Below are 13,238 nucleotides of genomic sequence, written 5' to 3'. Positions count from 1 at the left end.
CGACAACGGGGACAAGCATGAGCAATGAGGTCACGGCCGCGGTTCGGCCGATGCAACGGGAGCGCGGGGATGCGTGATGAGGTGAGGGCTGACGCCCTGCTGGCGAGCCTGGAACAGGAGCACAGGGGCAAGCTGAAGGTATTTCTCGGTGCCGCACCCGGCGTCGGCAAGACCTACGCCATGCTGCAGGCGGTGCGGGAGCAGGCCAAGGAGGGAGTCGACATCCTGATCGGGGTGGTGGAGACCCACGGCCGCCAGGAGACCCTGGCCCTGCTCGACAAGCTCGCCATCCAGCCGCGCAAGCTGCACCTGCACCGCCAGCAGCGGCTGGAGGAGATGGATCTGGACGGCCTGCTGGCCCGCAAGCCCGCCATCGCCGTGGTGGACGAACTGGCCCACAGCAACGCCCCCGGCAGTCGCCACGAGAAGCGCTGGCAGGATGTGGAGGAGCTGCTCGGCGCCGGCATCGACGTCTACACCACCCTCAACGTGCAGCACCTGGAGAGCCTCAACGATCTGGTGTGGCAGCTGACCGGGGTCAGGGTCAAGGAGACCCTGCCGGATCAGGTGCTGCTGGAGGCCGACAGCCTGGTGCTGATAGACCTCCCCCCCAAGGAGCTGCTCGGCCGCCTCAAGGAGGGCAAGGTCTATGTGCCTCATCAGGCCAAGGCCGCCCTGCAGTCCTTCTTCTCCCTCAACAACCTGACCGCCCTGCGCGAGCTGGCGATGCAGACCGCCGCCAGCCACGTGGAGGGGGATCTGCAGTTGCAGTGGCAGGCCGCCGGCAAGACCACACTGCCGCTGCGGGGCAAGCTGATGGTCTGCCTCGGCGATCAGCACGGCGCCGCCCTGGTGCGCTACGGTCACCGCTTCGCCCAGCGCCGCCAGCTGCCCTGGCTGGTGGTGCACATCGACAGCAAGGGGCAGCGCTCGGTCGAGCTGGAGCAGGCGCTGGCGCTCGCTTCCCAGCTGGGGGCCAAGGTGCTGACCCTCTCCAGTCCGGCGGTGGCCGACACCCTGCTGGAGACCGCCGAGCAGCAGCAGGTGTCGCAACTGCTGCTGGGCAAACCCCACAAGGCCCCCTGGCGTCGCTCGCTGGTGCAGCACCTGCTCAAGCAGGCGCAAGGACTCGAGATCACGCTGGTGGATACCGAGAAGCGCAAGCCCAGCCTGGGCTTGCAGCCGCTCCACCCCAAGGACATTCGCCAGAGCCTGCTGGCGGTGGCCATCATGGGGATCACCTCGGCCGCCGTCTGGGGCCTCTCCCACTGGCTGCCGCCCGCCTCCCTGCCCATGCTGTTCGTGCTGGGGGTGCTGGCCACCGCGCTCACCACCAGCCTGATGCCCGCCATCCTGGCCGCCGTGCTGGGCTTCGTCGGCCACAATCTGCTGTTCACCGCCCCCTACTTCTCTTTGAGCGTGGCCAGCCACAGCGATCTGCTCACCCTGTTCGTGCTGCTGATCGTCGGCATCACGGCCGGGCGGCTCGCCTCCCGTCAGCGCCAACAGCTGATCGGCCTGCGCGAGACCCAGCAACTGGGCAATGCCCTGCTGTCGCTGAGCCAGGGGCTGGCCACCGCCAGCAGCCCGGAAGAGGTGCTCAGACAGGGATCCCAGGCCATCTCGCTGGCGCTGGGCCAGCCGGTGTTCGCCCTCGATCAGCACTATCAGCACAGGGCAGGATCGACCGAACACAAGCCGGGGCAGACCGACAAGGCAGCCATCGACTGGTGTCTGGCCCAGAAGCAGAGCGCCGGCGCCCACACCGCCACCCTCAACGCGGCCGAAGCTCAGTACCACCACCTCAGCGATGAACTGGTGCTGGGGATAGTGCTGGCCAATCCGCTCGCCTCCTCGGCCGAGCATCAGCTGCAGGCCCTGCTCACCGATATCCGCGCCGCACTGGCCCGGATCGATCTCAACGAGCGGCTGGCCGACAGCCAGCTGCAGGCGGAGACCGACCGGATGCGCGCCGCCCTGCTCTCCTCGGTCTCCCACGATCTGAAGACGCCGCTGGCCACCATCATGGGGGCCGGCAGCACTCTGCTGGAATATGGTGACCGGATCAGCAGCGAAGATCGCAGCGAGCTGCTGCACTCGGTGCAGGACGAGGCGCGCCGCCTGCACAGCTATGTGCAGAACCTGCTGGACATGACCCGCATCGGCTCGCCGGATTTCCAGCTGAAACGGGACTGGGTCGACCTGGCGGATCTGGTGGAGAACGCACGCCGCCGGCTCGACTCCTCCTGGCGCCAGCACAAGCTGCTGGTGCACTTCGATCAGCAGATCCCCCGCCTCTATGTGCACGGCGCCCTGATCGAGCAGGTGCTGGTCAACATCCTCGACAACGCCTCCCGCTACTCGCCGGCCGGCACCCCCATCGAGTTCAAGGTAATGCTGGCGGACCCCGATCTCATCCTCGACATCATCGATATCGGGGTCGGCATCGCCGAGTCGGATCGGGACAAGATCTTCAATCTGTTCTACACCCAGCCGGTCGGCGACTGCGGCAGCCGCGGCACCGGGCTTGGCCTCGCCATTTCCCGCGCTATGATAGAGGCCCACGGCGGCCGCATCTGGGCATTTTCCGGCCCTAACGGCAACGGTACCTGCATGCGCATCTCCCTGCCGCTGGCGCTCAATGCAGCCGCGGCCTGAACATTTTTACTCTATCCAGCTGGAGGCTGAATGGCTCACATACTGGTCATCGACGACGAGGCGGCCATCCGCCGTTTTTTGCGGATCAGCCTGATCGCCGAGGGGCATCAGGTGAGCGAGGCGGTCGGCGTCAACGAGGGGTTGGCGCAGTATCGCCACCTCAATCCCGATCTGGTGATCCTGGACCTCGGCCTGCCGGACGGAGACGGCATTCAGGTGTTGCAGGCCATTCGCGAACACCATCAGCACCCGGTACTGGTGCTGTCGGCGCGGGATTCGGAACAGGAGAAGGTGCGACTGCTGGATGCGGGTGCCAACGACTACATGAGCAAGCCGTTCGGCATCGGCGAAATGATGGCTCGCATCCGGGTGCTGCTGCGCCAACGGGCCGGGGTCAGCAGCGGCGAGCAGCGCCACTTCCCCCAGTGCGGGCTGACCCTGGACAGCAGCAGCCACAGGGTCACCCTGGGAGAGGAAGAGGTGCCCCTCTCCCGCAAGGAGTTCGCCCTGCTGCAGGCGCTGGTGTGCCACCCCGGCAAGCTGGTGCTGCAGACCCAGTTGCTAAACGACATCTGGGGGCCGAGCCACAAGGAGGACACCCACTACCTGCGCATCGTCATCGCCAGCCTGCGCAAGAAGCTGGGAGATAACCCCCAGCAACCCACGCTGATCGAGACCGAATCCGGTATCGGCTACCGTTTTATCGGCAGCTGATATTGCGGCAAGAAGCTGGGCGGCAACATTCCCAGCAATCTACGCTGATCGAAACTGAGTCCAGCATCGGCTACCGCTTTATCGGCAGCTGATGTTTCACGTGGAACGACGCCAACCGCAGCACAGTGCCAGCAGACCGCAACTGCCAAGCAGCAGACCAAGATCCTGCAAGCAGGCGGCAACCGCCAACCCCAGACTGAGCAACAGGTAGTAACCGAGCCCGAACAGGGCACCGGCACTGCCTGCCACCTCCCGATAGGCCAGCAGCGCCTGGCTCAGCACATTGGGGATCGCCAGCCCGAACGCCACCACCACCCCCATCATGGGCAGCAGGAACCAGAGCGAAGTCTGACTGGCCCACACCAGCCAGCCGGCCCCCAGCGCAAACGCGGCGGCGAGCCGGATCAGCGAGGCAGGCGACCAGCCACGCCCCAGCAGGCGCTTGTTGAGCAGGCTGCCCCCCAGGGTCGCCAGCGCCAGCAAGATGCCGGAGTAACCGAACTCGCCCGCACTCAACCCCAGCCCGGCAAACAGGAAGGGAGCCAGGCTGTAGTAGCCAAACAGCATGGTGTTGAACAGCGCCACCAGAGCCGCGCTGCGCCACAAGGCTGCATCACGCACCATCCGTTGTGCCAGCGGCCAGAGTGCCACCCGCTGGGTGATGGCCGGCCGGGTTTCCGGCAGTTGCCAGCAAGTGACCAGCAGCAATCCGGCGGCCAACGCCAGCAGGGCGCTGAATACCCCGAGATAGCCGAACCCGCTCGCCAGCTGGCCGCCGCTCACCAGCCCCAGCACCGGGCTGAGGGAGAGCGCGATGCCCATCACCGAAAAGACCCGCGCCAGATCGCTGCCCTGATAGCTGTCGCGCAGCATGGTCTGGGTCACCACGGAGCCTACGGCGGCGCCGAAGGCCGCGATGACCCGGGCCAGCAACAGGCTTTCAAATTCGGTGGCCAGCAAAGCCAGCAGAGTGCCGGCGCCATAGGTCATCAGCCCCGCCAGCATGACGGGACGCCGCCCGACCAGATCGCACAGTCGGCCCCAGCAGACCACGCCCGCCGCAAACGCCAGAAAATAGACCGACAGGGTCTGGGATGCCTGCCCCTCGCTCACCCGAAACTGGCTGGCGATATGGGTCAGCACTGGGCTGTAGATGGTCTCCACTATCTGCGGAAACATCATCAATCCGACCACCAGCCAAAGCGGTGGCAACTTGTTGTTCATGACAAACCTCCTTCACAAGAGGCCGTCATTCTAGAGTGATGCCGATTGTCCGATTACAATAAGCAGGACTATAAACATCAATAATCGGACACATGGCCTTTATTCTTCCCGATCACCCTTTTGACCCGGATCAGCACGACGGCAGCGCCATCGGGATTGCCTCCGCCCTCGGCTGGCACGACTCCGGTCGCCATCAGCACAGGCGCCATCAGCTGCTGTTCGCCCAGGCCGGCTGCATGACCATAGAGCTGGACGATCTGGTCTGCCTGCTGCCGCCGACACGGGCGGCCTGGTTGCCGGCAGGCCTGCCCCATCGGGTGCTGATGCGCGGGGTGGTGGCGTATCGCTCCCTCTACTTCCAGCCGGAGCCCGGCTTGCCGACCGAGATGGCGGTGCTGGCGGTCAACCCGCTGCTGCGGGAGATCATCGAGCGGATGGCGATCTGGCCGTGGGACAAACCGGTAGCGGAGCAGCATTGCACGCTGGCGCTGTTGCAGGAGGAGCTGGCGCAAGCGCCACGGGAATCCTGGCAGTTGCCGCTGCCGTCAGACCCACGTCTGGCCGGCTGGCTGCAGGAAGTGAAGCGGGGCGACACCCTGCCCGATCGGCTCAACCGGCTGGCCGAACGGGTGGGTGCCAGTGACAAGACCATAGGTCGTATCTTCATGCGAGAGACCGGCATGAGCTACCAGGCCTGGCGCCAGCAGTGGCGACTGTTGCGCGCCATGGAGCTGCTGGCCGAGGCCGAACCCATCAGCCGGGTGGCGGCAACGCTGGAATTCGCCAGTGATAGCGCCTTCATCAGCTTCTTCAGACAACACACGGGGCAGACCCCGCTGCGCTATCTCAACTCTCGGGGTGAGTCGCATCGGCCGAGCTCGCCTCCACCACCAGGGTCTCCAGTGCCAGCGGCTTGAGGTTGTGGATCGCCTCCTCTACCACCGCATGGGAGGCCTGCTGCTGCTGGGCAGCTATCTCCTGCGCCAGCTTGGCGCTGTCCAGCTCGGGTCTGGGGTTCTCGTCGGCCATGACGTTCAGGCTCAGGCTGCTGGCAATCAAGGTTGCGATCAGGATTTTCATCTGGTGTGCTCCGGTGTGGTTGAGATGACCAGATAGCTATTCCAATTGTTGTGCCACATCTATAACGACATGATTTTGTTTAAATTAATTGTTTTTAGATGATACATGGCGCCAGTTGGAAAACATCCTGTAGTCAGGATTGAACCAACAAGTGGTCATTTTCACCACGCTTAATTTTTGTCTGCTGTTCCACGTGGAACGTCCCATTTTTTTGATCGACACCCGCTTTTAAACTGAGCTATGGTGCTAGCTCCCCCGTAACTGACTCTGGATCTGTCACCGAATGGAATTTTCCTTGTTCGGCGAGAAGTTCACTCGCCATGCCGGTATTACCCAACTCATGGATGACCTTAATCAGGGGCTGACCAATCCGGACGCCATCATGCTGGGTGGCGGCAACCCGGCCCCCATCCCCGCCATGCTGGAACGCTTTCAGGCCGAGGCCAAGAGCCTGCTCGACAACGGCGAGCTGGTGAAGGCGATGGCCAACTACGATGGCCCCCAGGGCAAGGACAGGTTCACCAAGGCGCTGGCGGCCCTGCTCAGCAAGGAGCTGGGCTGGGACATCTCTGCCCGCAACATCGCCCTGACCAACGGCAGCCAGAACGCCTTCTTCTATCTGTTCAACCTGCTGGCGGGTGAATTTGCCGATGGCCGCAAGAAGAAGGTGCTGTTCCCGCTCGCCCCCGAATACATCGGCTATGCCGACTCGGCGCTGGCCGACGACTACTTCGTGGCCTACAAGCCCACCATCGAGAAGCTGCCCGGTGGCCAGTTCAAATACCACGTGGATTTCGAGAGCCTGCAGGTGGGTGACGATATCGGGGTGATCTGCGTCTCCCGCCCGACCAACCCCACCGGCAACGTGCTGACCGACGAAGAGATCGAGCACCTCGATCAGATTGCCCGCGACAAGGGCATTCCGCTGCTGATCGACAACGCCTACGGCGTCCCCTTCCCAGGCATCATCTTCAGCGAAGCCAAGCCGTTCTGGAACGCCAATACCATCCTCTGCATGAGCCTCTCCAAGCTCGGCCTGCCGGGCACCCGCTGCGGCATCGTCATCGCCGACGAGAAGATCATTCAGGCCATCACCAACCTGAGCGGCATCATCAATCTGGCACCGGGCAGTCTGGGCCCCGCCATCACCATTCCGATGATCGAGAGCGGCGAGATCATCGCCCTCAGCGAACAGGTGGTGAAACCCTTCTATCGGCAGAAGGCGGAGCTGGCGGTGCAACTGCTGCGCGAAGCGATCCCCGATCCGCGCTTCCACATCCACAAGCCGGAAGGCGCCCTCTTCCTCTGGCTCTGGTTCGAAGGCCTGCCGATCCACTGCCAGGAGCTGTACGAGCGATTGAAGGCGAAGAACCTGCTGATAGTGCCGGGTCACTACTTCTTCCCCGGCATCGACGACCCCGAGTGGCGCCACAGCCAGGAGTGCATCCGCCTCAACTACTCCCAGAGCGAGGAGCTGGTACGGCGCGGCATCGCCATCCTGGCCGACGAGATCAACGCCCTCTACGCCGGCTAAGCCAGTTCGGCGATACAAAAACAGAGAGGCCTGCACATGCAGGCCTCTCTTGTTTATTGCGCTCCGGTTGGCTTAACCGGGCAGTGCCAGCTGCTCGGGCTTGCCGATCGGGATGGCACGGGGCTTGAGCGCCTCCGGCAGCTCACGCGCCAGATCGATGGTCAGCAGCCCATGCTCCAGCTTGGCGCCCTGCACTTCCACATGCTGGCTCAGCTTGAAGGCGAGCTCGAAGTCGCGCTCGGCGATCCCCTGATGGAGGAACTGGCGTTCATCGGCGGCGGCTTTGCGCCCCTTCACCTTGAGGGTGCCGTTTTCAGTTTCCAGCTCCAGCTCTTCACGCTCGAAGCCAGCAACGGCAACCGTGATGCGATAGCCGTCGTGATCGCGCTTTTCGATGTTGTACGGCGGGTAAGCGGCGGTCTTCTGCTCGAACAGGCCTTCCAGCTCACGGGCCATCCGCTCGAAGCCGACGGCGTTGGAATAGAGATGAGAAAAATCGAGGTTACGCATAATCCTATCCTTCTATAAGCAACAGGTTTCACTTCTCCACGGGCCCGTCATCGGCACCCGGGAAACGTCAACAATTCAATGAGGTCAGGCTATCAGCCGTTGATCTCGATCTTGCGGGGCTTCATCGCCTCGGGCACTTCGCGCACCAGGTCGATGTGCAGCAGACCATTTTTCAGATCGGCCCCCTTCACCCGCACATAGTCAGCCAGCTGGAAGCGACGCTCGAAACCGCGTTCGGCTATGCCTTGGTAGAGGTAGTTGCGCTCGGTATCGGCCTGCTTGTTGCCCTTCACCGTCAGCAGATTTTCCTGGAAGCTCAGCTCCAGCTCTTCCTGGGTAAAGCCCGCCACCGCCATGCTGATGCGGTAGTCGCTGTCACCCAGCTGCTCGATGTTGTAGGGGGGATAACCGGCATTGCCATTGCTGGCCGCAGATTCGATGAGATTGGCCAGACGATCGAAACCGATGGCAGAACGATAGAGCGGAGAAAAGTCGATAGAACGCATAGTATTATCCTCTTTTGAGCGATAACTGATTGTTTGCCCTCCTGATGGACGGGCGCCTGGTCGAAACCTCTGTCGAGCGTTCCGGCCTTGTTATCTATATAGGGGCCCGCTTTCGGCTTTCAAGGGCTCTGCTCGAAAAATCTTCTCGCCGCCCGTGGCAGGCCTTTTCCACATTCAGCTTTCTCCCCCAGTCACAACATGGCACCCTGAGCGGAGATCTTGAGGAGCCATATCATGTCCCGTTCCGAACGCCTGCTGGCCCTGCTGCAACTGCTGCGCGGCCACCGCTACGCCATCACCGGCAGCGAGCTGGCCAGCCAGCTTGGCATCAGCCTGCGCACCCTCTATCGGGATATCGCCACCCTGCAGGCACAGGGCGCCCACATCGAGGGGGAAGCGGGCATCGGCTATGTGCTGCGCCCCGGCTTCATGTTGCCGCCGCTGATGTTCAGCGAAGAGGAGCTGGATGCGCTGGTGCTGGGCTCACGCTGGGTGGCGGCCCATGCCGACCATGCCCTCAGTACCGCCGCCAGCAGCGCGCTGGCCAAGATAGAGGCCGTGCTGCCCGCCGACTACCGCCAACAGCTGCATGCCAATGCCCTGCTGATCGGTACCTCTCGCGGTGACAGCCCCGTGGATGAGGCTCCGCTGCGCAGCGCCATCCGCCAGCAGCGCAAGGTGAGCCTGAGCTATCGAGACCTCAAGGAGGAGAGTTCGGAGCGCACCGTCTGGCCCTTTGCCCTCGGCTACTTCGACCAGGTGCGGGTACTGGTGGCCTGGTGCGAGCTGCGCCAGGGCTTTCGTCACTTTCGGGTGGACAGGATCAGCGCGATGCGGCTGGAGGCGGAACCTTATCCTGGCAGTCGGGAGCGGCTGCTCAAGGAGTGGCGTGACAGCCAGCAGATCCCACAGCCCAGATTCATTGCTGACAGAAACTGACAGCAGGCAGCGCCATGCTGACGGGGTCGGCGCCGATGCGCCATCTCATCAGCAAGGAGCATCACCATGTTAGTCCCCCAGTTCACCATCCTCTATGTTGCCAACCCGGCTCGCAGCGCGCTCTTCTATCGCGAGCTGTTCGGACGCCCACCGGTGGAGCAGTCCCCCACCTTTGCCATGTTCGCATTCGAATCGGGCGCCAGACTGGCACTCTGGTCCAGCGCCACGGTCGAGCCCGCCGTGACCCAAACGGCCGGGGCCATGGAGCTGGCCTTTGCCCTCCCCGATGATGCCGCGGTCGATAGACAGTCTGCCGAGTGGCTGGCGCGCGGGCTCACCCTGCTCCAGGCACCGACCCGGATGGAGTTTGGTTACACCTGCATGGCCCTCGATCCGGATGGCCATCGTCTGCGCCTCTACTGCCCGGCCCCCGAACTGGGCTGAGCCGGCACTATCAAGACGGAGCCATGTTTCACGTGGAACGTGCCACCTCCTTCGCCAGAAAAACAAAAAGCCGCTCAACAGGGAGCGGCTTTTTTATATCGAACTGACAGCGTCGAATTAGACGTCGAGGTTGGCCACGCGCAGGGCGTTGGTCTCGATGAAGTCACGACGCGGCTCAACGGCATCACCCATCAGGGTGGAGAAGAGCTGGTCGGCACCGACGGCGTCGTCGATGGTCACGCGCAGCATGCGACGGGCTTCCGGATCCATGGTGGTCTCCCACAGCTGGTCCGGGTTCATCTCGCCCAGCCCTTTATAGCGCTGGATGTAGATGCCGCGCTTGCCTTCGCCCATCAGCCACTCGACCGCTTCCACGAAGCTGGCGACCGGCTTCACCTTCTCGCCACGCTTGATGTAACCACCTTCCTCGATCAGGTTGGCGATCTCCTTGCCCAGCGAGACCAGCTGACGGTACTCGGAGGATTGCAGGAAGTCGTAGCTGAGCGGGTATTCACGGTCGACCCCGTGCTGGCGTACCACGGCGTGCGGCACGAACAGACGGCGCTCTTCGTCGTGGCGCACCTGCATCTGGTACTGGATGCCGTGGTTGCTCTCGTTGAGCACGGCTTCCATGCTCTGACACCAGGCCAGCAGGTCGCTCTCGCTGCTCAGCAGCGCTTCGTTCAGCTCCGGCTGATAGATCAGCTGGGTCAGCACGGCTTCCGGCGCACGGCGCGACATGCGGGTGATCAGGTGAGTCACCGAGCGATGCTGGTTGACCAGGCGCTCCAGCGCCTCGCCACCGATGGCCGGGGCAGACTCGTTGACGTGCAGGGTCGCACCGTCCAGCGCCATGGCGGTCTGGTACTGCAGCAGCGCATCTTCGTCTTTCAGATACTGCTCCTGCTTGCCCTTCTTCACCTTGTAGAGCGGCGGCTGGGCGATGTAGACATAGCCACGCTCGATGATTTCCGGCATCTGACGATAGAAGAAGGTCAGCAGCAGGGTACGGATGTGCGCACCATCGACGTCCGCATCGGTCATGATGATGATGTTGTGATAACGCAGCTTGTCCGGGTTGTACTCGTCACGACCGATACCGCAACCCAGCGCGGTGATCAGGGTGCCCACCTCCTGGGAGGAGATCATCTTGTCGAAACGGGCCTTCTCCACGTTCAGGATCTTGCCCTTGAGCGGCAGGATGGCCTGGTTCTTCCGGTTGCGGCCCTGCTTGGCGGAACCGCCAGCAGAGTCCCCTTCCACTATGTAGAGTTCGGAGAGAGCGGGGTCTTTTTCCTGACAGTCGGCCAGCTTGCCGGGCAGACCGGCGATATCCAGCGCGCCTTTGCGGCGGGTCAGTTCGCGGGCCTTGCGGGCAGCTTCGCGGGCACGGGCCGCATCGATGATCTTGTTGACCACGATCTTGGCATCGCCCGGATTTTCCAGCAGGAAGTCGGCCAGCTTCTCACCCATCGCCTGTTCGACGGCGGTCTTCACTTCGGAAGAGACCAGCTTGTCCTTGGTCTGGGAGGAGAACTTGGGATCCGGCACCTTGACGGAGATAACGGCAATCAGACCTTCACGCACGTCGTCGCCACTGGCGGCAGACTTGGCCTTCTTGCTGTAGTCCTCTTTGTCCATGTAGGAGTTCAGAGTACGGGTCAGCGCGGTACGGAAGCCCACCAGGTGGGTACCACCATCACGCTGCGGAATGTTGTTGGTGAAGCAGTAGACCCCTTCCTGATAGGCGTCGTTCCACTGCATCGCCACTTCGACGCCGATGCCGTCCTGCTCGGTGGTGAAGTGGAACACCTTCGGGTGGATCGGGGTTTTGTTCTGGTTCAGGTATTCGACGAACGCCTTGATGCCGCCTTCGTAGCAGAAGTGCGCCTCGCGGCCGTCACGCTCATCCAGCAGGCGGATGGAGACGCCGGAGTTGAGGAAGGAGAGCTCGCGCAGACGCTTGGCCAGGATCTCGTAGTGGAACAGGGTATCGCTGAAGATGGTCGGGCTCGGCCAGAAGCGGACTTCGGTCCCGGTGCCGGTGCTGTCGCCAATCTGCTTGAGCGGTGCCTGTGGCTCACCCAGGTGATAGGTCTGCTCGTAGACATGGCCGTTGCGACGGATGGTCAGCAGCAGCTTGTCAGAGAGGGCGTTTACCACGGAGACGCCGACGCCGTGCAGACCACCGGAGACCTTGTAGGAGTTGTCGTCGAACTTGCCGCCCGCGTGCAGCACGGTCATGATGACTTCGGCAGCGGAGCGGCCCTCTTCCGGGTGGATGTCGACAGGAATACCACGACCGTTGTCACGGACGGAGACGGAACCGTCGGAATGGATCTTGACCTGAATATCGGAGCAGTAGCCGGCCAGAGCCTCGTCAATGGAGTTGTCGACGACCTCGAACACCATGTGGTGCAGACCCGAGCCATCATCCGTATCGCCGATATACATCCCCGGGCGCTTGCGGACCGCATCCAGGCCCTTCAGTACCTTGATATTCGAGGAGTCGTAAGTATTTTCACTCATAGCTTACTCTCTGCCTTCTCTAACGTTTCGGAGATCTTGCCTTGTTCCACGTGGAACAACTTGCAGTCATTCGCATCCATCATGTCTGCGAGCTGACCGGTGTCGATGGCGGTAATGAATACCTGGGACGCACACTGCTTCAGCCTTGCGGCCAGCAGCCGGCGCTTGTCGACATCCAGTTCAGAGGCAAAATCATCAATTAAAAAAATACAGCCACGGCTGCTATGTTGATTCAAATAGAGCCCTTGGGCCAGTCGCATGGCACAGACCAGCAACTTCAACTGACCCCTGGACAAAATATCCTGAGCGGGGACGCCGTTCGCCTTGAGTCGCACATCGGCCTTCTGTGGGCCTACTCCTGTGTAACCCAGCGCCCGATCCCGCTCAAACCCCGCCTCCAGCAATTCATTGAGCGGGGTGTCTTTTTCCCAGCCTCGATAGAATCCAAGACTGATATCGAATTCCGGCAAAAAATCCGCCGTCATCTCCTTGATCAGGGGCGTAATGGCCTGACAATAACTGGCGCGAAACTCGGCCAATTCACCGCCCAGCCGTACCAATTCCTGATCCCAGTACGCCAGCTGGCGATACTGGCTGCTCTGACGCAGCAGCGCATTGCGCTGTTTCAGCAACCGCCGCACTCGCCCCCACAAGGAGAAGAAGGTCGGCTCCTGATGAAAAACACCCCAGTCGAGCCAGGCCCGACGAGCCTGCGGCCCACCGGTCAGCAGATTGAAGCCATCTGGATGGATCAACTGCACCGGCAACAATTCGGCCAGCTCGGCCAGACGCTGGGCCTGGGCACCGGCGATCTTGAGCTGGGTCTCGCCACTCTTGTCCTTGGCGAGGCCGATGGGCACCTGGCGCCCTTCCAGTTCACACTGGGCAAACAGGGTAAACGCCCTCTCCCCCTGGCGGATGACCCGCCCGGTCAGGTGAGTACGAAAGGAGCGACCGAGACCGAGGTAGTGAATGGCTTCCAGCACGCTGGTCTTGCCGCTGCCATTGCACCCGACCAGGATATTGAGGCCGGGCGACAGCACGAGACTGGCCTGCTGGATATTGCGAAAGTCGCTGAGCTGGAGTTTGACCAGGGACAC

General features: G+C 62.5%; 12 protein-coding genes. 6 read left to right on the top strand and 6 right to left on the bottom strand.

Translation table 11 applies throughout. The features are described 5' to 3' along the window. Nucleotides 1-69: 69 nt before the first annotated feature. Complete coding sequence (locus QLG02_RS21525) at nt 70-2,658, top strand: sensor histidine kinase KdpD (protein WP_282466073.1); 2,589 nt, start codon at nt 70-72, stop codon at nt 2,656-2,658. A gap of 30 nt (nt 2,659-2,688) precedes the next feature. Then, nucleotides 2,689-3,372, top strand: coding sequence for a response regulator (locus QLG02_RS21520; protein WP_011704058.1), 684 nt, complete (start codon nt 2,689-2,691; stop codon nt 3,370-3,372). Nucleotides 3,373-3,468: 96 nt separating this feature from the next. Here the strand turns inward: QLG02_RS21520 and QLG02_RS21515 are convergent, their stop codons facing one another. Beyond that, complete coding sequence (locus QLG02_RS21515; RefSeq protein WP_282466072.1) at nt 3,469-4,596, bottom strand: multidrug effflux MFS transporter; 1,128 nt, start codon at nt 4,594-4,596, stop codon at nt 3,469-3,471. A gap of 92 nt (nt 4,597-4,688) precedes the next feature. Between QLG02_RS21515 and QLG02_RS21510 the strand changes: the two genes are divergently transcribed. After that, nucleotides 4,689-5,513, top strand: coding sequence for a helix-turn-helix transcriptional regulator (locus QLG02_RS21510; protein ID WP_282466071.1), 825 nt, complete (start codon nt 4,689-4,691; stop codon nt 5,511-5,513). On the opposite strand, the gene QLG02_RS21505 is transcribed toward QLG02_RS21510, so the two are convergent. Further along, nucleotides 5,443-5,676 (bottom strand): hypothetical protein, encoded by a 234-nt coding sequence (locus QLG02_RS21505; RefSeq protein WP_282466070.1) that lies wholly within the window; start codon nt 5,674-5,676, stop codon nt 5,443-5,445. The genes QLG02_RS21510 and QLG02_RS21505 overlap by 71 nt on opposite strands. Nucleotides 5,677-5,959: 283 nt before the next feature. On the opposite strand from QLG02_RS21505, the gene QLG02_RS21500 reads away from it, so the two are divergent. Next, nucleotides 5,960-7,210 carry a valine--pyruvate transaminase gene (locus tag QLG02_RS21500; protein ID WP_282466069.1) on the top strand — a complete coding sequence of 417 codons (1,251 nt, stop codon included), beginning with the start codon at nt 5,960-5,962 and terminating at the stop codon, nt 7,208-7,210. Between the two features lie 72 nt (nt 7,211-7,282). On the opposite strand, the gene QLG02_RS21495 is transcribed toward QLG02_RS21500, so the two are convergent. Both QLG02_RS21495 and QLG02_RS21490 read right to left on the bottom strand, forming a co-directional pair. Further along, nucleotides 7,283-7,720, bottom strand: a complete 438-nt coding sequence (locus QLG02_RS21495) for an Hsp20 family protein (RefSeq protein WP_016348873.1) — start codon at nt 7,718-7,720, stop codon at nt 7,283-7,285. Nucleotides 7,721-7,812: 92 nt separating this feature from the next. After that, the gene (locus QLG02_RS21490; RefSeq protein WP_010635612.1) at nt 7,813-8,226 is read right to left on the bottom strand and encodes an Hsp20 family protein; all 414 of its coding nucleotides are present in this window, start codon (nt 8,224-8,226) and stop codon (nt 7,813-7,815) included. Nucleotides 8,227-8,460: 234 nt separating this feature from the next. Between QLG02_RS21490 and QLG02_RS21485 the strand changes: the two genes are divergently transcribed. After that, a complete protein-coding gene (locus QLG02_RS21485) occupies nt 8,461-9,165 on the top strand; it encodes a YafY family protein (protein ID WP_282466068.1) in 705 nt (234 codons plus the stop codon). Nucleotides 9,166-9,231: 66 nt separating this feature from the next. Continuing rightward, nucleotides 9,232-9,609: a VOC family protein gene (locus QLG02_RS21480; RefSeq protein ID WP_282466067.1), complete on the top strand. Its 378-nt coding sequence runs from the start codon at nt 9,232-9,234 to the stop codon at nt 9,607-9,609. Between the two features lie 117 nt (nt 9,610-9,726). Here the strand turns inward: QLG02_RS21480 and gyrB are convergent, their stop codons facing one another. Together gyrB and recF are read right to left on the bottom strand one after the other, a co-directional pair. Then, complete coding sequence (gene gyrB / locus QLG02_RS21475; RefSeq protein ID WP_016348869.1) at nt 9,727-12,138, bottom strand: DNA topoisomerase (ATP-hydrolyzing) subunit B; 2,412 nt, start codon at nt 12,136-12,138, stop codon at nt 9,727-9,729. Further along, nucleotides 12,135-13,238, bottom strand: coding sequence for a DNA replication/repair protein RecF (gene recF, locus QLG02_RS21470; protein ID WP_042066465.1), 1,104 nt, complete (start codon nt 13,236-13,238; stop codon nt 12,135-12,137). The genes gyrB and recF overlap by 4 nt, the downstream gene beginning before the upstream one ends.

Origin of the sequence: Aeromonas sp. V90_14, assembly GCF_029967615.1 — a bacterium.
Lineage (GTDB): Bacteria > Pseudomonadota > Gammaproteobacteria > Enterobacterales > Aeromonadaceae > Aeromonas > Aeromonas hydrophila.
Note: the sequence above shows the minus strand (reverse complement) of the source record. Positions and strands in the feature narration are given on the sequence as shown.